Source organism: Paenisporosarcina sp. P4_D4, from assembly GCF_056401835.1.
The window spans coordinates 54,931-74,910 of the sequence record NZ_JBFUIO010000008.1; the positions used below are offsets into that span (position 1 = coordinate 54,931).

The following is a 19,980-nucleotide window of genomic DNA, read 5'->3' on the forward strand; positions in this document are numbered from 1 at the left end:
CATGCTTTATGATTATGCACCTAAGTGCGTTCATCCTATTTTTGAGCTGTTTCCATAAACGCTTGTGCACGTTCGTCCTGTAACCAACAATCGACGCGATGAGTAGCTGTTTTAACCGTTGTGTCTGGATGTACGTGTTCACAAACTTCCATTGCAAATGGACATCTCGCTGTAAATGCACACCCTTTAGGCGGCGCAAATAAATCAGGTGGTGTCCCTTCAATTGGCTGCAGTTCTTCAGCAATCAAGTCGAGACGCGGAACCGAATTGAGCAAGCCTTGCGTATACGGATGCTGTGGCGTATAGAAAATCTCACGCTTCGTACCGAGTTCAATGATTTTGCCAGCATACATCACCGCAATACGATCTGCGATTTTTGCTACAACTCCCAGGTCATGAGTGATCAGAACAATCGATACTCCTGTTTTTGCTTGAATTTCTTCAAACAATTCGAGGATTTGCGCTTGAATCGTTACATCTAGTGCAGTTGTCGGTTCATCCGCGATTAATAACTCCGGTTCGCAAATGAGCGCAATGGCAATAACAATCCGTTGACGCATTCCGCCTGAAAACTGGTGAGGATACTGTTTTAAACGTTCTTGCGGATTTGGGATACCCACTAAGCGAAGCATGGCTAGCGCTTTTTCTTTCGCTTCCGCCTTGCTTGCTTTGGTATGTGTGAGCACACCCTCCATCAACTGCTCGCCAATGGTAAGTGTCGGATTGAGCGCCGTCATCGGATCTTGGAAAATCATTGAGATGTCGACACCCTGTATTTTGCGAAGTTCTTTTTTCGTCATATTCGTAAGATTGACATCTTTGAACATCACTTTGCCATCTGAAATACGCCCCGGTGGCTGTGGAATAAGCCCCATAATGGCATTGGATGTCACGGATTTTCCGCAACCCGATTCGCCTACAATTGCAAGCGTCTCTCCTTTTTGGAGAGCAAAGGACACACCACGGACGGCATGTACATTTCCACCATATGTTTTGAATGACACATGTAAATTGTCTACGGACAAAATGATGTCGTCGGTTATGACTTTTTTACGTTTCATTTTTTGCGTGTGCGCCGTCACAACCGCTTGTTGAGTACGACCGACTTCCGCGCGTCTTTCTCTCGCCAATTCCCGGGCGTTTTCTAGTTGCTGTTCGTTCATATGTGTCACCCCCTTAACTTCGGATCAAGTGCGTCTTGTAGTCCGTCACCAAGGACGTTAAATGCAAACATGGTTAATGAAATGAAGAATGCCGGGAAGAATAGTCTCCACCAGTGACCTGATAGGATAACTGGCAAGGCATCATTTGCCATAACACCCCAACTTGCAAATGGGGCTTGAATACCGAGTCCAAGGAAACTCAGGAAGGCTTCCGCGAAAATTGCACTCGGAACCGTCAAGGTCATTTGGACAATGATTGGACCCATGGTGTTCGGCAATAAGTTTCGTCGAATGATTCGTGGTGTTTTTGCTCCAAATGATTTGGACGCTGTCACGAATTCATAGTTTTTGATTTGCAGTACTTGTCCCCTTACAATTCGGGCCATTCCGACCCATCCGGTAACGGTCAGAGCGACAATAATTGTCGTCAAACTTGGACCCATAACAACCAATAATAAAATAACAACTAATAAATGCGGCAAGCCATACAGGACTTCAATGATACGCATCATTATGGCATCCGTACGTCCGCCTTTGTAGCCACTGAAACCGCCATAAATCACACCGATAAAGAAGTCAATCAATGCTGCGGCAAGTCCCACAAACAATGAAATACGAGCGCCATACCAGGTACGTGTAAATACATCGCGTCCCATTTCATCCGTCCCAAACCAGTGTTCACTTGAAGGTGCTTTGTTTTGGTTCGGCAAATCCATGCCATCCACGGGATGCGGAGAGAAAATCGGACCAAAAATCGCAAGTAACGTCAAAAGAACTAAGAAAATTAAACCCGTCATTGCAAGCTTATTTGTGCGAAGTCGACGCCATGCATCTTTCCAATAGGATAATGAAGGTCGAACAACGGCTTCCGCTTCGACTAAATCTCTATCTTTCTTACGGAACCATTCATCAGGTACTTGGTTGGGTGATACGGGTGTCGATTCGTGGTTGATAGTCATCACGCATCCCCCTCTTTCTTATGCAATTTAATACGTGGATCTAGGAATCCATAAACCAAATCGACAATGAATAACATAACTACGAGAATCGTGCTGTAGAATACGGTCGTTCCCATAATGACCGGATAATCCCGGTTGTTGATACTCTCAACGAAGTATTTTCCCATCCCGGGAATTGCAAATATTTTCTCGATGACGAACGTTCCTGTCAGAATCCCAGCAAGCATCGTCCCCATAATTGTGACAACTGGCATTAAGGCATTGCGTAACGCATGTCGTGCAACGATACGAAACGGTGACAATCCTTTTGCTCTCGCCATTTTTATGTAATCCTGCGTCAATACTTCAAGCATCGACGAACGCGTTAAACGTGCAATGATGGCCATTGGACCCGTAGCAAGAGCGAGCACTGGAAGTACCATATGCATCGGGCTCGACCAGGTGGCTGGTGGGAAAATATTATAATCTACTGCCAGTTTTTGAATAAGCAATGTAGCCAGTACGAAGCTTGGTACGGAAATTCCGATTACCGCAAATGTCATTGCAAAGTAATCAATAATCCCGTTATGACGCAGTGCTGCAAAGGTTCCGAGTAAAACACCCGAAATTACTGCTACCAAAATGGTTACCATCCCGAGCTCAAAGGATATCGGGAAGCCACGAGAGAGCAGTTCATTAACCGTTTCATTCGGTTTTTTGATTGAAGGTCCAAAATCCAACGTGACAATGGATTTTAGGTAGTACAAATATTGGACCGGAAGTGGTTCATCCAGCTTGTAAAAGCGCTCTAAATTGGCTTGAATCGTTTCATTTGTCGTACGTTCTTCATTGAACGGCGATCCTGGAATTGAGTGCATCAAGATAAATGTCAGTGTCGCAATGATCAGAATGGTCATGATCATCATTAAGAAACGTTTGATGGTATATGAGAACATATTAAGTCCCCCTTAACAGAACGTCGTTTGCATCGCCAGTTCCACTTGAACTAACATTGCTCGATACGCTTCCAAAATATCTTTTGCTTCAAATTTCACAATCGTTGTTCCTGGTTCTATTTCACAGCCAGGCATAATGGCTGCCCATTCGGCTTGACCATAGTTGGTAAATTCAATTCGTAGCGTTGGGGTTTTTGGTGGGGTAAGTGGTTTAACCAAATGACGATTGTCCACTGCTTTTTGGATTTGTTCAGTCAATAGTGCATGTGATTTTTCCGGATGCATCGTTTTGACCGCTTGGCGAGTGATTGACTCTTTTACTGCAACTGTTGTGATGTTTGGAATGAGTGCCGCTGCTTCACGACATGCTCCGTCATCTCCAGCAACCATGATGACCGGTACACCAAAATGACCCGCCACATATGCATTGAACCCAAGCTCTCCAATTTCCACGTCATTGATGAACATGTTTCGCACTCCAAAAATCATCGAGTGACTCATTACACCTGGTAGACCTGCACGTGAATGATAGCCTGCGAAAATCGCACCATCATAAGTTTCATCGAGTGCCTGTACCATTGAGTAAGGTTTCACACCACCCGTGATCAGCATGGCTTCGGGATGCAAATCTTCAACAAGTAAGTTGTTCATTTGTGAATGGCTATCGTTCACCAAAATATCGGTAGCCCCTTTTTTCAGTAAGCCTTCAATAATGGCATTTGCTTCGTTTGTCATGATACGACGGGCGCGTTCATAGTTGTGTTTCTTCGAATCTACGAAAGTGTGATCAGGTAAACCTGTAATCCCTTCCATATCGATCGAGATAAAAAATTTCATATTCTTGATGTCCCCCTCATGCCATTGACTCATATTTTTATTATTATGAATTTTCACTGATTGTTATTATTAAAAGATATCAAATTTTTTAGAATATTTCAATATAGTTTGAGGTTTTTTTTCGTTTCCCGAAATGTTTTGACGGAGAGAAATTCCACTTCCGACAAAATACTTGAAGACCACAAAATATATCCGAAGGGACCCCAATTAATTTGCTAGTCCCCACGGATAAAATGGCATAGACACCGACACACATCTGCCCTCAATTTTTTCTACAAAAAGATTTCAGTTGACATCTTCTTTCATGCGTACTACGATAGGAACAACTTTTTTGTTCGGGATTTAGGCAGAAGGTGTCGGGAGCGACATCGCCGGTGAGAACACCAAGAGTTGAGATGAGTTGAGTTGAGAAAAATCGATGACAAAGAATAGTAGCACAAGTGCGTCTTCATAGAGAGTCAGCGACTGGTGGAAGCTGATAGGCAACTTGGTGTGAATGGTCTTTGGAGAGTTTCCCAGAATGTCAGTACGGGAAAACGTGTGATCTACGTTACAGGTCCTAAAGCGAAAGCCGTTATTGGCTTTTAATTTGAGGTGGCACCACGGTCATTCCGTCCTCTGTACATGAACTCTTCTGTTCATGTACAGGGGATTTTTTTTGTTTTCCGGGTGCAAATGAGCTGAGCAGAGGAGAGATTTACATGCAAACACATTCAGTAAAAACAGCACGAATTACCATCAACGGGGACACTTTATCGCCCATCGCTATTTTCAAAAGGTTACAGGGAACGCGGAAATTCCTGCTGGAAAGTTCTTTGAAACAAGAAGCGTCGGGTCGCTATTCCTTCATCGGCGCAAATCCAGTGAAAGAATTTCGTGGTTCAGCCAACGATTTGATAGAGCATTCACTTCTAACAGGTGAAATCACTGTGCACTGCGGAAAGCCTATCGAATTATTGAAAACGTTACTTCCCATTGTTGACGATGATCTGGAATTCCCTTTCAATGGTGGTGCAGTTGGCTACATTGGCTATGACGTCATCGCACACTATGAAGACATTGGGCCAGCCCTCCCTGACGAACGTGATATGCCCGATATCCATTTGCTCGTTTATGAAACCGTTGTTGTATATGACCATCAAAAACAAGATGTCACCATTTTGCATAACGGAACAACCCCTTCTCTTATCGATGAGGTTGTACGCCAACTGGCAGTGAAGGAATGTGAAGAAGAATATGTACAATCTACCCTTCCCTTCATATCCAATGTGAGCAAACAAGCGTTTATTGATAAAGTAGTGCGCGCAAAAGAATGTATCCGGGCAGGAGAAATTTTTCAAATTGTGTTATCTCAACGATTGCAGGCAACGTATACAGGTGACCCTTTCATGCTTTACCGGAAATTAAGGAAAGACAATCCTTCCCCCTATATGTTTTACGTAGATTTTGATGAACATGTAGTGCTCGGTGCATCTCCAGAAAGTTTGATGAGCATTCAAGGTAATCGGGTGACGACAAATCCGATTGCTGGAACTAGACGACGAGGTCACACATCGGAAGAAGATGCACAACTTGAAAAAGAATTGCTCGCCGATCCGAAAGAACTTGCCGAACACCGGATGCTGGTGGACTTGGGAAGGAATGATTTGGGTCGTATTACCGAAGTAGGCAGCGTCCATCTAACGAAATACATGAACATTGAAAAATACCAGCACGTCATGCACATCGTTTCCGAAGTGGCTGGCACGTTGCGTAATGATCAGCATCCTCTTGATGCACTAGTCGCTTGTTTACCTGCAGGAACGGTATCAGGCGCACCGAAAATTCGTGCCATGCAAATCATTCAAGAGTTGGAAAATGTAAAACGAGGTGTGTATGCAGGAGCAGTTGGTTACATCGGTTTTAATGGCAATATCGATATCGCGTTAGCCATTCGAACATTGGTCATCAAAAATCAAACCGCTTATGTCCAGGCAGGTGCAGGCATTGTCTATGATTCCAATCCACTAGCAGAATTCGAAGAGACGTTGCACAAAGCGAAGTCGTTATTGGAGGTGCTGTCATGATTTTGCTGCTAGACCACTACGATTCGTTTACGTACAACTTGTATCAAAGCCTATCAATGCTCGGTGAAGAAGTAAAAGTTGTCAGATATGATGAAATTTCGATAGATGAAATCCGTCAGTTGAACCCAAAAGCAATCGTGCTATCACCTGGTCCTGGGTCACCAAATGACAAGGTGCACTCTTTATCAATCATCAATGAATTCCATCAAACCATCCCAATGCTCGGGGTGTGCTTGGGTCACCAACTTCTTGGAGTGGCATTTGGTGGCAAAATCAAACGGGCAACACTGGTCATGCATGGAAAAGTATCCGCCATTCGGCATTCACATGCAGGCATGTTTGCCTACCTGCCGCAACCCTTACCCGTCATGCGCTACCATTCGCTCGTCTTGGAGGATTTGCCTTCATGTTTTAAAACAACAGCCATTTCGATGGACGATCAAAGTATTATGGCAATTCAACATTTGGATTACCCGCTTTATGGCTTGCAGTTCCATCCAGAATCAATTGGAACGCGTGATGGGGATAAAATCCTTCAAGCCTTTTTAACAGATATAGCTCGGCCAGTAGAGATTTAGTCAGAGGAGAGATTGAGATGAGAAGATTTACAGAGAGTGTACGTAGTGGAACTTCACTGACGTACAGTGAGATGAGAGTAGCAACGAACGCTATGTTTTCAGAAGATATTGCAGGCGTGGATATCGCGAATTTTTTAAGTGCCCTATCAAAAAAAGGCGAAACTACCGAAGAAATAGCTGCACTTGTTGAAGTGTTACGTGAAAATGCTACACAGATTCCTGTTACCTCCCCCCATGTATTCGATAATTGCGGAACTGGAGGCGATGGTTCCCAAAGTTTTAATATCAGCACCTCTTCTGCCTTTGTCTTGGCGGGAGCAGGACTGAAAATCGCCAAGCACGGGAACCGCAGCATTTCGAGCAGAACGGGCAGCGCGGATGTACTCGAAGAGCTTGGCATCGCTTTGGACTTCCAACCACGGGAAGTGGAAGACTTATTAAATCAAACGAATATCGCTTTCTTATTCGCCCCATATGTCCATCCGAAAATGAAACGGATTCAATCCATTCGTAAGTCTCTGGGAAAACCGACGATTTTCAATATGATCGGCCCTTTAACCAATCCCGTGGCATTAACATCCCAAATGGTCGGCGTATACCGCCAAGATAAATTGATGGATATCGCAGCAGCCCTATATCGTCTGGGCCGAAAAAGAGCAATCGTCTTGAGTGGTGCCGATGGAATGGATGAAGCTTCTTTATCCGGAGACAACCACCTCGTACTTATGAAAAACGGCGACTACATCCCTTTTACATTGAATGCCGAAGAAGTGGGTTTGTCATTTGCTCCACTTGAAGCGATTCGCGGTGGGGACGTCAAGGTTAACGCAGCCATTTTAAAAAGCGTGTTACGGGGTGAATCTTCGCCTTATATGGATACCGTATTGTTGAATGCGGGAATCGGTTTGTTTGCGGCAGACATCGTTTCTACCATTCAAGAAGGCGTTCACCAGGCACGAAAGAGCATTGAAACAGGTAGTGCGCTCAGTGTGTTGGAATCAGTCGTCACTTACAGTCAAAATCGAAGTCATTTGGAGGTGAACGCATGACGATTTTAGAGCAGATTTTAGAAGTAAAAAAACTGGAAGTGAAAGAGTTATTGGAACAAGAAGGATCATTTGAATTTTCTAAAAAACATACTAACAAGCCTTCTTTATTTGAGACTTTATATAACACGCAGCACTTACAGGTCATCTCTGAAATTAAACGCGCCTCCCCTTCGAAAGGTTTGATTGATGGTAATGTCGATCCCGTACAGCAGGCACTCGCTTATGAAAAAGCTGGTGCAGCTGCAATTTCTGTATTGACTGATCAACAATTTTTCAAAGGCTCGATGGATGATTTACATGCAGTATCATCAGCCGTCAATCTTCCCGTCCTCTGCAAGGACTTTATCATTCACCCTTTGCAGATTGAAGAGGCAAAATATGCTGGCGCATCTATCATTCTGTTGATTGTCGCGGCGCTTGATCAACAGAGTCTTAGCGATTTGTTTGACTATGCTAGTAAGTTGGATTTGGAAGTTTTGATTGAAGTTCACAATGTCGAAGAATTGCAAAGAGCCTTAGCAATCGATGCAAAAATAATCGGCGTAAATAATCGTAATCTCAAAACGTTCGAAGTAGATTTAGCAAACACATCGCAAATTACCGCTCACTTCCCTTTTCATGAACAACGCGTATTGATTAGTGAAAGTGGGATTGGCAACATAACAGATGCTGTTTTAGTTGCGGATGCTGGAGCGCACGGCGTGCTGGTTGGAGAAACGTTAATGCGCAGTGAAAATATTGACGAAATATTGCGTTCGTTTCACGTGAAACGTGGTGAATTGTGATGACAAGAGTCAAAATTTGCGGATTGATGGAGCTGGAAGATGTAAAAACAGCAGTTGATTCTGGAGCAGACGCAATTGGTTTTGTATTCGCACCTAGTCGACGCCAGCTAACGGTTGAAACCGCCAAGAAACTTGCTAGTGCAGTTCCAAATGATGTGTTGAGAATTGGTGTATTCGTCAATGAAACACCGGATGAAGTGAATCGCATCGCAGGAGAAGTATCATTGGATATGGTTCAACTGCATGGAGATGAAGCACCCGAATATGTTAGACAAATATTCCTTCCTACCATTAAAGCGTTATCGATAAAAAGTTTTGAAGATGTGCGAAAGGCTTCGCAATATGAAGTCGATTATTTCTTGTTTGATGCACCAGGCATGGAGTTTCGCGGAGGATCGGGTCAGTCATTCGACTGGAAACTCCTTGAAAAAGCTAATATTCCACTTGAGAAAGTCATATTAGCCGGCGGTCTGAATGAAAGAAACGTAAGAGAAGCAATTAAAACCGTCAATCCTTTTATGGTGGATGTATCCAGTGGAGTCGAGACGGAGCAAAGAAAAGATGCAGTGAAAATCCGCACGTTTATCCGTGCAGTTCGAGGTGAGAAGAGATGAGCATGCAAACTACCTACAACCAACCAAACACTACCGGTCATTATGGCAGATTCGGCGGTCGATTCGTCCCAGAGACATTAATGCAAGCCGTGATTGAACTCGAGGAAGCTTACGACTTAGCTATCAAGGACGAAGCTTTTCTTGAGGAATTCCGCTACTACTTGAAAGATTATGTGGGACGGGAAAATCCCCTTTACTTTGCTGAACGTTTAACGAAAAAAATGGGCGGCGCCAAGATCTACTTGAAACGTGAAGATCTCAATCATACAGGAGCTCACAAAATCAACAACACAATCGGACAGGCACTTCTTGCGGTCCGTATGGGTAAACAAAAAGTCGTTGCTGAAACAGGCGCTGGCCAGCATGGTGTGGCAACTGCAACGGTTTGCGCACTGCTGGATTTAGAGTGTGTGATTTTCATGGGAGAAGAAGACGTCCGTCGTCAGCAACTTAATGTATTCCGCATGGAGCTGCTTGGTGCGAAAGTTATTTCCGTAACCCAAGGCAGTCGAACGTTGAAAGATGCTGTTAATGAAGCGCTGCGTTACTGGGTGACGAATGTCGGGGATACTCATTACATTATGGGTTCGGTTTTAGGACCACACCCCTTCCCTAAAATTGTGCGTGATTTCCAGCGTGTCATTGGGGATGAAACGCGTAAGCAAATCGTTGAAAAAGAAGGCCGTCTGCCAGATGCGATTGTTGCTTGTATTGGTGGAGGCAGTAATGCCATGGGAATGTTTTATCCCTTCATAGAAGACAAAGACGTGAAATTAATCGGCGTCGAAGCTGCTGGTGCAGGACTGGATACCGATAAGCACGCCGCCACATTGACGAAAGGTTCTGTAGGAGTTTTGCACGGAGCACTTATGTATTTACTGCAGGATGATGCAGGTCAGATTCAGGAAGCACACTCTATTTCAGCGGGACTCGATTATCCCGGAATAGGACCCGAGCATAGCTACTTACATGAAAATGGCCGTGTTGAATACACATCAGTAACGGACGAACAGGCTTTGACGGGTGTTCAATTGTTAGCTCGTACGGAGGGCATCCTCCCCGCTCTCGAATCAGCTCATGCGATTCATTTTGCTGCTGAGCTGGCTGCTGGTTTGGATAAAGATGAAATTGTCGTGATTTGTTTATCTGGTCGTGGAGATAAAGATGTTGTCACAGTGCGTGATGCGCTTGGAGGTGGAACGAATGACTAAACTGAAGTTGCAAACTGCCATAGAACAACAAGTCGAAACAGGTGGAAAAGCATTTATTCCTTATGTCATGGCCGGTGACGGAGGGTTATCAAAACTCCGTGAACATTTACTGTTTCTTCAAGATGCTGGTGCTACTGCGGTAGAATTAGGAATTCCTTTTTCAGATCCCGTTGCAGATGGACCGACCATTCAAGAGGCTGGGAAACGTGCGTTGGCTGAAGGTGTGACCTTGCGTGGTGTATTAGAAGAGATCGCCCACTTGCGCGGTGAGTTGATGATTCCGATTGTCCTAATGACATATTTGAATCCGGTGTTCCGTTATGGCATAGAGGCATTCGCTAAGGATTGTGCAAATATCGGCGTGAGTGGATTGATTGTTCCAGATTTGCCGCTTGAAGAAAGTGGGATGGTGAAGGACGAGTTCTCAAAACACGATTTGGCTCTCATTCAATTGGTCAGTTTAACAAGCCCTCCCGAGCGTATTGAGCGTATTGCGAAAGCTTCTGAAGGATTTCTGTACGCCGTTATGGTGACGGGCATTACGGGTGCGCGCGCAGAGTTTGCTGCGAACGTTGGAGAACATTTGGCGAAGCTTAAAGAAGTGAGCCCAGTTCCAGTCATGGCAGGCTTCGGGATTTCCACGCCTGAGCAGGTTCGGGAAATGGGTAAACTGTCAGACGGCGTCATTGTGGGAAGCCGTATAGTTGATGCATTGCATAAAGGAAATCTTGATAATATCAGAGCGTTGATTGCTGCATCGAAAGCAGTTGAAATCGTATAAAACTAGTTTGGACCTCATGCGCATTCGTATGTGGTCTTTTTTTTAGGAGAGAATTGGGTTAAACAGAATAAATACTAGTTGAGGCCGAATAAAACTCGTGCGTTACAGTTTAAATTTTTTCACCTTCCTTAGGAAAGTGAAACACTTATGTTTCCTTACTCGTCAAAGTTATATAAAGGAGGAAGAAATTTGAAAACGAAATCTTTGTTAATTACCATTTTATTATTTACTTCACTTTGGAGTACTGGATGTTCGAACGATACGGTTACCGCAGGAAAAGAAGTTAAGGTAAATGAAAATGAATTTCCTCCATCTATTTCTGGAGTCGTTAGAGTTAATAATGCACAACATGAAATGGTAGTTGGAGGTTATAAATGGGAAAGAAAACAAGGTTCTGAAACTCAGGCTGTCCAAACTGACTCTGCTTCCCCATACCAAATCGCTGAAGATTTCAAAGCCATTGCTTTAGAACAGAATCAAAAAGTGACGATTGATATTGAAGAAAATCCCGAACTGTATGTTTACTTATGGAATAAGGATGGAAGAGAAAAAGAAATTACTTTGAAAGATAATCAAATAACGGTTCCTGCAAGTAAAGGTCAATATATATATGAAGTGTTAGCAAAATGGAATAACGGTGAAGTTTCCTACACCTTTGTGGCTGAAGTGAAATGACAATTCACTTTTACATTAAGGGAAATTACAGTTTTTACGATCAGTACAGCAAAGTTATAACGTTGTTTTAATATAGAATAATCTTTCTCATGATGTGATTTTATTGCCCGATTCCTGTTTATTGGATTTGGTTATTTCGATTGGTTGCTCGGGCTTCTGGAAATAAAAATATCAACTATTATTAAACGAATAAATGTTATCACTGGCATCTTTGTCTACTTTCCAGCTATCCTTTGCGCATCTTGTTCTTTACTTATTTTCAATAACTCATTTGCAAATATTGAAAGTCCTGTTGTGATTAATACTCCAGCCAACCATCGAATACCACTTGGTTCCATAAAAGTATTAAAAAAAGTCAACGTCAATATAAGACACCCGAACAATAAAAACAGTGTTGCGATTAAATTTTTCATCTTTCTTTCACCTCGCTCTAATTAGTAATACTCACACCGATAAATAACTACATTCAATCTTTCAAGCTTAATTTAACTAATTCTCTTTTATTCCCGTTACTCCTTCTTCTTTAATAAAACAGGACTGGTTGTGTGTCTTTCTGAAGAAGAATCGTGTCCACTCCACAGCGAATGGTCAGAAACTAAGATTGAGTGGACGAAAAACCATTTTGAATGGACAAAAACCTTGATTGATTGGTCATAAAACTAACTTGAATGGACGAAAACCCATAGCAAGTGGTTAGAAAAAAAGCAACCCAATTGAGCTTTACAATTGGGTTGCTTCGTCACTTCTAAAATACGGTTTTCATCGTAATAAATTTCAGTTCGGTCATTTCATCGACGGCAAACTTAATGCCTTCACGCCCATATCCACTCATCTTGATGCCACCATACGGCATGTTGTCTGTACGGAAAGTAGGAATGTCGTTTATGATGACGGCTCCCGCTTCAATTTCATCTGCGGCTTTCATAGCATCCGTTAAGACATTTGTGTAAATCGCTGCATTCAATCCAAATTGTGAAGCATTCACCCACTCAATTGCTTCATCCAGTGTATCGTAAGGAATGACGGAAACGATGGGTGCAAAGACTTCCTCGCATACAACTTTCATGTCTTCTTTAGCACCTGTCAAAATAGTTGGATGCAACTGGCGCTCTGTAAATTCGCCACCTGTGGCCACAGTTGCTCCTTGCGATTTGGCTTCTTCAATCCAGCCGACGATGCGTTTTACTTCGTCCGGATGGATCATGGAACCGATATCGGTTTGTTCATCCAGTGGATCACCCACTATTAATTTTTTCGTTTCTTCCACGAATCCTTGCACAAATTCATCGTACACTTCGCGGTTTACGTAAATGCGTTGTAAAGAAATACATACTTGTCCTGAAAAGCTGAATGCCCCTTCCGCACAACGTTTAACAATTTTTTCGATTGGCACACTTGGCTCCACAATCAAGGCTGCGTTTGAACCCAGCTCAAGCGTAATTTTGCGTAGACCTACTTTTTCTTTAATTTTCAATCCGACAGGAACACTTCCGGTAAATGTCACTTTTTTGACCGCTGGATGTGTAATGAGTGAGTCACTTAAATCACTCCCGCTCCCTGTTATAATTTGAAGGGCACCATCCGGCAAACCAGCTTCCTTGAAAATATCAGCCATAATTAATGCACTCAATGGTGTTTGTGTTGCCGGCTTTAAGACTACCGTATTTCCAACTGCAAAAGCAGGTCCCAGTTTATGCGCCACTAAATTGAATGGGAAATTAAAGGGCGTGATTGCCGCAACAACGCCAATAGCCTCTTTTTTTGTCCATCCGATTCGGTTCGCACCTCCAGGGGCAGCATCCATCGGAATGGTTTCCCCACGGTACTGCTTCGCTTCTTCTGCAGCAAATTGATAGGTCGCAATCGTGCGATCTACTTCACCACGTGCCGTTTTCAACGGTTTTCCCGCTTCTTGTGCCAATGTCATTGCGAGTTCTTCTTTACGCTCTCGCATAATGTTGACCACTTTATATAAAATTTCTGCCCGATCATATGCCGTCCATTTTTTGAAGGAATGAAAAGCCTGTTCGGCACCAGCAATTGCTACTTTCACATCTTCTGGTGATCCTTTTGCCACTTTTGCAAGAAATTTCCCATCATAGGGAGCTTTCAGATCATATGTTTCACTTGCTTCGCGCCAATCTCCATTAATCCAAAGTCCGGTTTCTTTCAAAAGAAACACCTCCTGAGGTTGATATATATACATTCGTCATTATTCTATCATTCTCCTCCAACACTTGACGCGACTGCCGCATTCGTTGCTGCCATCGTAGCAATCATGGCGGCTTGTTGGGCTTGCAACATTAGTTCAATGGTAGTGGCAAAACTGACTGAGGTTGTTCCTTCATTATCGATAATGTGTTTCGTTTCGAGTTGGACTGCGATAGGTAAAATCATATCTTTGTACCAATTGAAAAGCTTCATTGTTTCCAGTTGACGGTACGTATCAATGACATGTTGCAATACTACATCTTTAATTTCCAAGGCAGCCAGAAATCCGATCATGACATAGTGCATGGATTTCACTTTGATTCCGGCACATTTCAGCTGATCTCGTATATGCACAGCTTGCCCAACCAGATTGGCTTGATAGCTCGGACTCTTGTATGTAAGAACTTGCGACATCCATTGAAGTTCATTCCCCATATAAAAACCTTGTGGTCTAAGTTCCGTGTAATAGTGATTCATAGTGGCTGCTCGTTCTTTCGGACCGCCTGGCAATTTCCCAAGCATGACTGCATACGGCACATCATCAGGCTGCGTCAGGAATGGGTGATGTGATTTCATCGCATCATATAAGTGTTTTGCTTGTTCGGCATGTAGTCCTTGTAGAGTTGCATCATCGCTCATCAAAAGCGCTGCTAAATAACTGTATACATTGTTTTTGAACCCTGCTGATTTTAATTTAACTTGCTTCGTCAATAAGTTATCAATTGAAATGGCTGGATCTTCATCTTCCTTCGCCAAAAATGCAACCATCATGTAGTGAATGTGTGAGCGGAGTGGAGATGTCCAACCCGTTTTTTGTTTGATTGCGTCCGAGGTTGCCAAGAAGCGTTTGCCGTCAAACGTTTTACCTGTCGTGACATAGTAATTTGCTATCGATAACGTAATTCGTTTATCGGTAGTCCATCCAACTGCGTTCTTTACTTGTTCAAATGTTGTTTGCAAATCTTGTTTCACTTTATCCATCGTCATATCATCCACTCCCTTTACCAACATTTACGAAGAATGATGATTAAAAGTTTCATTCATCCACATTCTCAATTCTTGTTCATATGGAACTTTCTTTTGACGCAAGTTCTCTTCAAGTTCGATTAACTTGTCTGATTGCCATTGCTCCAAGTGATCATGGTCCCAGGATTTCTGAAATAACAGATACAAAAATACTTCCCTTATTTGTAGGAACAGTGTGAGTTGGGTTAAATCGGCTTCAGTGAGTGACCGACTACTTGTATATCCTTTCAGAAAATGCTTCAAAAATTCTTGTTGGAACGTGGTCCATTCTGGATGATACGAGCTTCCCGTCCACAGAGCATGATAAATAGAAGTCGATAAATCTTGGACGAACCAATTGTAAGCACAATCATCGAAATCAAAAATAATGAGTTGTTGAGCTTTCACGAAAAAATTCCCTTGATGCAAATCATTGTGAATCAATCCGAAGCGTTCTTTGGTTATTGGAAAAGTAGCCAATCTTGACTTGTAGTCATCGTAAATTTTCTTTAGCCAAGGTTCACTCTCTTCCAACATGGATAGCATTGGATTTATTTCTTCATCATCCATCCAAACGGGGCGATTGATTTTCTCTTCCATGTTTTCACTGATGCCATGCAATTTTGCAATTGTTTTTCCCCACTCGTAAAAGAATGCATTGTTCCACTGAGAGAGATCCGACACATCTATTTCTTTATCTTCTACATATTGAAATACCGTCAGCCAATAGCTTTCATTGTCGATTATTATTGTTGATATGCATTTGTCATTAATCGTGATTACGTCTGGCACATGTATTTGATTTCTTTTTAGTGATTCGACATATCCCAGTTCAGCATCTATCAATGCTTTTGACCTTTTAAGAATTGGTGTCAAACGGGCAATATAAGGTCGATTATTCATCTGAAAGTGAAACACAACATTTTGGAAACCACCCGATAATCGTTTTACATTTGTAATTTCCTGATTGGTTAACTTCGATAAGCTTAATAAAATTTCATGACTATCCATACTGTTTACTTCCATTTCTTATTTAAATTTGCATAGAAAAAACGGATATTTAGAGAATTTTGGGATATACCAACTACAAAGAATTATATCGAAAGGATGATATACATGAAATCGAAAAAGACATTCACCGTGGCAAGTTTATTGCTCTCTTCTGCCCTCTTGCTTGGGGCTTGTGGAGATAAGGACGAGATTACAAAAGATGTGACCAATAACAATACGGAAAATGATATCGAGGATAATGCTCCAGGTGATAATCCAGCAGATACCGGTGAATCATTTGAATTTAGGAAGTTTGAACTGGAAGTAGACTATCCTGACCAACCAGAAGCGCTTGATGTAAATTATGAGGAAAAAAAAGACTCTACCGACGCGGAATACAAAAATATAGCAGAAGGTAGTAGTGAGGTCACTGGTAAGGAAGCCATGGCAAAATTGAAGCCTTTATTGGTAAAAATGCGATTAAAAGAAAACATGTCTGAAGAAGTAATTATTGACCAAATTGTTAGCGCTTTTGGCATTGAAGATAATTACACATTACTTGAAGCAAGTATCACGTGGCAAAATGATGAGAAAAAAGAAATTGTAGTAACAAAATAAAATTTAATTTGAGTCCTTGACCTTCGTTGAGGGCTCTTTTCATGTAGAAACCTCCAATGTAAGGTACATTACTACATACAAGAAAATATAAAATGGAGGTAAGATAATGCAAAAACAAATAAAATTAATCAATCGACCAACGGGGACACCAACTAAAGAGAATTTCGAAATTCTCACTGCACCAATTGACAGTGCGTCTGAAGGTGAAGTAGTAGTAAAAACTGTTTACATTTCAGTGGATCCATATTTACGTGGTCGGATGAATGATGCGAAATCCTATATTCCACCGTTTGAGTTGAATGAAATGATATCAAGCGGAATCATAGGACAAGTCGTTCAATCGACGTCCTCACTTTTCGAAAAAGGCGATGTCGTTCTCGGATCATTGCCATGGCAAGAATATAGTGTGGTAAAAGAAAGTGCGGTTCGTAAAATTGATCACCGTATTGCGCCTGCCTCTGCTTATTTGAGTGTGCTGGGCATGACTGGTTTGACAGCTTACTTTGGCTTATTGGATATCGGGAAACCTAAAGAAGGAGAAACGGTGGTTGTGTCAGGAGCTGCAGGTGCTGTAGGGTCCATCGTGGGACAAATTGCGAAAATTAAAGGCACGCGTGTCGTTGGAATTGCTGGTTCTGATGAGAAAGTGAAGTTTTTGGTCGAGGAACTGGGTTTTGATGCTGCAATAAATTATAAAACTCAGGATGTTGCTCAAGCGTTACGCGAAGCTTGTCCAAATGGAATTGATGTTTACTTCGAAAACGTGGGTGGGGAAATTTCAGATGCTATCTTCCCTCTTTTGAATAATTTTGCGCGTATTCCTGTATGTGGCGCAATTTCTTCTTATAATAACGAACAAGCGGACGTTGGACCTCGTGTTCAAGGATACTTAATCAAGACGAGCTCATTGATGCAAGGCTTCACTGTTGGCAATTACTCTTCTCGTTTTGGAGAAGGCGCAAAAGAATTGGCAACTTGGCTCAAAGAAGGCAAACTGAAATACGAGGAAACGATTACGGAAGGTTTCGATCATACGATTGACGCATTTCTCGATCTTTTCAAAGGAGCAAACCTTGGGAAAGCGATTGTGAAAGTATCGGAAATCGAATAACAATTTTAGCCGTTCTGGTTTATTCCAGAATGGTTTTTCTTTCTCTTTTTACGGGACGATATTTCTTACCGATTTTAAATATAATTGGTGTTCCGATGATGGTTGGCAAGAACCAGAAGATAAGCACAGGCAATTCGTTAAGAAGTGGTATTCGAGGAATGTTTACAACAAGTGTGGCTGTGAATATCCCTATGTAAGATCCCAACATCCCGCCGATATGGATACGCAGCCAGTTTTTCCATCTGATTTTTGCAGATATATAGCCAAGCAATGCAAGACCGTATGAAAATATACCGATATAAAAGAGATAGGCACTTTCTTTCCAGTGCATAATAGACATCACGACAGTAGTGATAAATACCAACACGAAAAATCCATGATAAATCTCTCCACTGATTGTATGTCTGCCTTTTCTCTTTTTAGAAATACCAGCCAGCAAACCAGTAATCAAACAAATGCATCCAGCTGCAATATGAATCATTAAAAACAGGTTGAACAAATTCAACACATCCAATTATTTACATTTTATTTCTAATTATAGTAACATACATAAAGTTCCATTTCATTCATTCAAAAAAATATTCCGATTGTTAATGTTATCTCTATTCTTATATGATTAAGTTATTAAAGATTTCGGAGGTCACCCACATGAGTGAATTTGATCTTGTACAAGAAACTACATCTTTCCAATCAGTTGAAACATTGAAACAACAATTGCAGACACTTGGCATCAAAGCAGGAGACGCCATTATGGTTCATTCATCCATCAAATCAATGGGTTGGATTGCCGGTGGAGCAAAAGCTGTCATCGACGCATTGATGGAAACTATCACGGAAAARGGGACCATTATCATGCCAGCCCAATCTGCCGAGAACTCAGAGCCTTCCTATTGGATGCTGCCGCCAGTTCCAAAAGAATGGCATGCGCCTATCCGAGAACATACTCCAGCTTACGATCCACATTTGACCCCACTACGTGGAATGGGCAAAATAGCGGAATGCTTTCATCGTCATCCTGAAACCATTCGCAGCTACCACCCTGTTCACAGCTTTATGGCCTGGGGCAAGGATGCTGAAAAATGGATGATGGAACATCCACTTGAGGATTCATTTGGAATGACTTCCCCACTCGGTTCATTTTTAAATGAACCTGTTAAAATCCTGTTAATTGGTGTCGGATATGATTCGTGCACGGCTTTGCACCTATCGGAGAATTTAATCGAAAAGAAGACTTACATGAATCAGGGTGCAGCGATGCTGGTGGACGGTGAGCGTCAGTGGATTGAGTACCAAACACTTGATGTAGACTCGGATCGTTTTCCTGACCTTGGAGAAGCATTTGAAAAAGAACATCCCGATGCCTATCATGTTGGAAAATTAGGTCAAGCCGACTGCCGCATCATTCAAATGAAACAGCTAGTTGATTTTGGTGTGGAGTGGTTAAAAGAAAATCCTGTAGAGGAAGACTAAAAAATTTTTATTAGTAAAATTCTCATTTTTGTTCATCCTAATGGAACTAACTTGATGGAGGAACAAAATGAAAAATAAATTTTATAAATTTGCGATTGCAGCTATTCTTTGCCTAAGTGTCATAGCTCCTATCGCCACTTTTGCAACTAATTACACGTCTACCCAGAATGAAAAAGAAACCAATCTTGAAACAAAAATACTGCAGTCTCTTGATGCAGATAACATGTATAACAATATTAAATTTTTATCCAAAACGCCTAGGGTAGCTGGGACCCAGCAAGAAGATGCTGCAGTTGCTTATATCAAAAAGCAATTCGAATCTTACGGGTATAAAACCGAAGTTCAAGCATTCACTTTCAATGACTATACAGCCCCTAATTCCATCGGGTTGGATGTCGAGCGATTTTCGAAAAAATTGGATCCACAGGCTTTAGAATATTCGGTTAGTGGAAAAGCTACCGCGGAAGTTATCTTCGCAGGACTTGGTCAGAAAAACGACATCGCACAATTGGACCTTACTGGAAAAATCGTACTCCTTCAACGCGGCGTCATCAGCTTCAAGGAGAAAATGTTGAATGTGGCTGCGAAAGGTGCTGCCGGGGTCATATTTTACAACAATGCACCAGGTACCATCATGGGAAGTTTAGGTGAACCAAATAAGGCTTATGTTCCGTCTGTGCTGTTGACCCAGACAGAAGGAGAAGCGATATTGATTCATCTCAACAAAAACCCGCGTGCTGTTGTCTCATTGAACATTGAAGGTGCTAAATCCGCTCAAAATACATCACACAATGTCATTGCAACTAAAAATCCCAACGTTTCCAACAAAGCCTCTCATGATATATTGGTCATCGGTGCTCATCACGATTCAGTTGCAGGTGCGCCGGGTGCTAATGACGATGCATCAGGAACTGCCATGACG

General features: G+C 42.2%; 21 protein-coding genes and 1 other annotated feature. Of the genes, 12 read left to right on the forward strand and 9 right to left on the reverse strand.

Translation table 11 applies throughout. The annotated features are described in order from the left end of the window. Positions 1 to 35 precede the first annotated feature (35 nt). The 4 genes from AC1DSL_RS04165 to AC1DSL_RS04180 all read right to left on the reverse strand — a co-directional run bounded on the left by AC1DSL_RS04165 (position 36) and on the right by AC1DSL_RS04180 (position 3,894). On the reverse strand, positions 36 to 1,061 hold the full coding sequence (locus AC1DSL_RS04165) for an ABC transporter ATP-binding protein (protein WP_477531302.1): 1,026 nt from the start codon (positions 1,059 to 1,061) through the stop codon (positions 36 to 38). A 107-nt stretch (positions 1,062 to 1,168) separates the two neighbouring features. Continuing rightward, positions 1,169 to 2,122: an ABC transporter permease gene (locus AC1DSL_RS04170; protein ID WP_477531282.1), complete on the reverse strand. Its 954-nt coding sequence runs from the start codon at positions 2,120 to 2,122 to the stop codon at positions 1,169 to 1,171. Beyond that, entirely contained in the window at positions 2,122 to 3,057 is a 936-nt protein-coding gene (locus AC1DSL_RS04175; protein WP_477531283.1) for an ABC transporter permease, read from the reverse strand. The genes AC1DSL_RS04170 and AC1DSL_RS04175 overlap by 1 nt, the downstream gene beginning before the upstream one ends. Before the next feature lie 12 nt (positions 3,058 to 3,069). After that, the gene (locus tag AC1DSL_RS04180) at positions 3,070 to 3,894 is read right to left on the reverse strand and encodes a M55 family metallopeptidase (RefSeq protein WP_477531284.1); all 825 of its coding nucleotides are present in this window, start codon (positions 3,892 to 3,894) and stop codon (positions 3,070 to 3,072) included. Between the two features lie 409 nt (positions 3,895 to 4,303). Further along, positions 4,304 to 4,516, forward strand: a binding site (T-box leader). A gap of 79 nt (positions 4,517 to 4,595) precedes the next feature. Here AC1DSL_RS04180 and trpE point away from each other — a divergent pair. The 8 genes from trpE to AC1DSL_RS04220 all read left to right on the forward strand — a co-directional run bounded on the left by trpE (position 4,596) and on the right by AC1DSL_RS04220 (position 11,653). After that, the gene (trpE, locus tag AC1DSL_RS04185; protein WP_477531285.1) at positions 4,596 to 5,960 is read left to right on the forward strand and encodes an anthranilate synthase component I; all 1,365 of its coding nucleotides are present in this window, start codon (positions 4,596 to 4,598) and stop codon (positions 5,958 to 5,960) included. After that, positions 5,957 to 6,538: an anthranilate synthase component II gene (locus AC1DSL_RS04190; protein ID WP_477531286.1), complete on the forward strand. Its 582-nt coding sequence runs from the start codon at positions 5,957 to 5,959 to the stop codon at positions 6,536 to 6,538. The genes trpE and AC1DSL_RS04190 overlap by 4 nt, the downstream gene beginning before the upstream one ends. 17 nt (positions 6,539 to 6,555) lie before the next feature. Beyond that, a complete protein-coding gene (gene trpD / locus AC1DSL_RS04195; RefSeq protein ID WP_477531287.1) occupies positions 6,556 to 7,587 on the forward strand; it encodes an anthranilate phosphoribosyltransferase in 1,032 nt (343 codons plus the stop codon). Further along, positions 7,584 to 8,372, forward strand: coding sequence for an indole-3-glycerol phosphate synthase TrpC (trpC, locus tag AC1DSL_RS04200; protein ID WP_477531288.1), 789 nt, complete (start codon positions 7,584 to 7,586; stop codon positions 8,370 to 8,372). Before trpD ends, trpC begins: the two co-directional genes overlap by 4 nt. Beyond that, a complete protein-coding gene (locus AC1DSL_RS04205; protein WP_477531289.1) occupies positions 8,372 to 8,986 on the forward strand; it encodes a phosphoribosylanthranilate isomerase in 615 nt (204 codons plus the stop codon). Before trpC ends, AC1DSL_RS04205 begins: the two co-directional genes overlap by 1 nt. Positions 8,987 to 8,988: 2 nt before the next feature. Continuing rightward, on the forward strand, positions 8,989 to 10,197 hold the full coding sequence (trpB, locus tag AC1DSL_RS04210; RefSeq protein ID WP_477531303.1) for a tryptophan synthase subunit beta: 1,209 nt from the start codon (positions 8,989 to 8,991) through the stop codon (positions 10,195 to 10,197). Continuing rightward, positions 10,190 to 10,978, forward strand: a complete 789-nt coding sequence (gene trpA, locus AC1DSL_RS04215) for a tryptophan synthase subunit alpha (protein ID WP_477531290.1) — start codon at positions 10,190 to 10,192, stop codon at positions 10,976 to 10,978. The genes trpB and trpA overlap by 8 nt, the downstream gene beginning before the upstream one ends. A gap of 189 nt (positions 10,979 to 11,167) precedes the next feature. Beyond that, positions 11,168 to 11,653 carry a hypothetical protein gene (locus tag AC1DSL_RS04220; RefSeq protein ID WP_477531291.1) on the forward strand — a complete coding sequence of 162 codons (486 nt, stop codon included), beginning with the start codon at positions 11,168 to 11,170 and terminating at the stop codon, positions 11,651 to 11,653. Positions 11,654 to 11,868: 215 nt separating this feature from the next. Here the strand turns inward: AC1DSL_RS04220 and AC1DSL_RS04225 are convergent, their stop codons facing one another. The 4 genes from AC1DSL_RS04225 to AC1DSL_RS04240 all read right to left on the reverse strand — a co-directional run bounded on the left by AC1DSL_RS04225 (position 11,869) and on the right by AC1DSL_RS04240 (position 15,880). Continuing rightward, the gene (locus AC1DSL_RS04225) at positions 11,869 to 12,066 is read right to left on the reverse strand and encodes a hypothetical protein (protein WP_477531292.1); all 198 of its coding nucleotides are present in this window, start codon (positions 12,064 to 12,066) and stop codon (positions 11,869 to 11,871) included. Positions 12,067 to 12,398: 332 nt separating this feature from the next. Further along, complete coding sequence (locus tag AC1DSL_RS04230) at positions 12,399 to 13,826, reverse strand: aldehyde dehydrogenase family protein (RefSeq protein ID WP_477531293.1); 1,428 nt, start codon at positions 13,824 to 13,826, stop codon at positions 12,399 to 12,401. A gap of 47 nt (positions 13,827 to 13,873) precedes the next feature. Continuing rightward, the gene (locus tag AC1DSL_RS04235; protein ID WP_477531294.1) at positions 13,874 to 14,851 is read right to left on the reverse strand and encodes a DUF4003 family protein; all 978 of its coding nucleotides are present in this window, start codon (positions 14,849 to 14,851) and stop codon (positions 13,874 to 13,876) included. A gap of 24 nt (positions 14,852 to 14,875) precedes the next feature. Continuing rightward, entirely contained in the window at positions 14,876 to 15,880 is a 1,005-nt protein-coding gene (locus AC1DSL_RS04240; protein WP_477531295.1) for a phosphotransferase enzyme family protein, read from the reverse strand. Between the two features lie 105 nt (positions 15,881 to 15,985). On the opposite strand from AC1DSL_RS04240, the gene AC1DSL_RS04245 reads away from it, so the two are divergent. Both AC1DSL_RS04245 and AC1DSL_RS04250 read left to right on the forward strand, forming a co-directional pair. After that, entirely contained in the window at positions 15,986 to 16,477 is a 492-nt protein-coding gene (locus tag AC1DSL_RS04245) for a YusW family protein (protein ID WP_477531296.1), read from the forward strand. 106 nt (positions 16,478 to 16,583) lie between these two features. Beyond that, positions 16,584 to 17,588 (forward strand): NADP-dependent oxidoreductase, encoded by a 1,005-nt coding sequence (locus AC1DSL_RS04250; protein ID WP_477531297.1) that lies wholly within the window; start codon positions 16,584 to 16,586, stop codon positions 17,586 to 17,588. A 19-nt stretch (positions 17,589 to 17,607) separates the two neighbouring features. On the opposite strand, the gene AC1DSL_RS04255 is transcribed toward AC1DSL_RS04250, so the two are convergent. Continuing rightward, positions 17,608 to 18,093: a DUF2306 domain-containing protein gene (locus AC1DSL_RS04255; protein WP_477531298.1), complete on the reverse strand. Its 486-nt coding sequence runs from the start codon at positions 18,091 to 18,093 to the stop codon at positions 17,608 to 17,610. A 143-nt stretch (positions 18,094 to 18,236) separates the two neighbouring features. On the opposite strand from AC1DSL_RS04255, the gene AC1DSL_RS04260 reads away from it, so the two are divergent. Together AC1DSL_RS04260 and AC1DSL_RS04265 are read left to right on the forward strand one after the other, a co-directional pair. Then, the gene (locus tag AC1DSL_RS04260; protein ID WP_477531299.1) at positions 18,237 to 19,058 is read left to right on the forward strand and encodes an AAC(3) family N-acetyltransferase; all 822 of its coding nucleotides are present in this window, start codon (positions 18,237 to 18,239) and stop codon (positions 19,056 to 19,058) included. Positions 19,059 to 19,125: 67 nt separating this feature from the next. Beyond that, positions 19,126 to 19,980: PA domain-containing protein (locus AC1DSL_RS04265; RefSeq protein ID WP_477531300.1), on the forward strand; the 855-nt coding region annotated here is incomplete at its 3' end.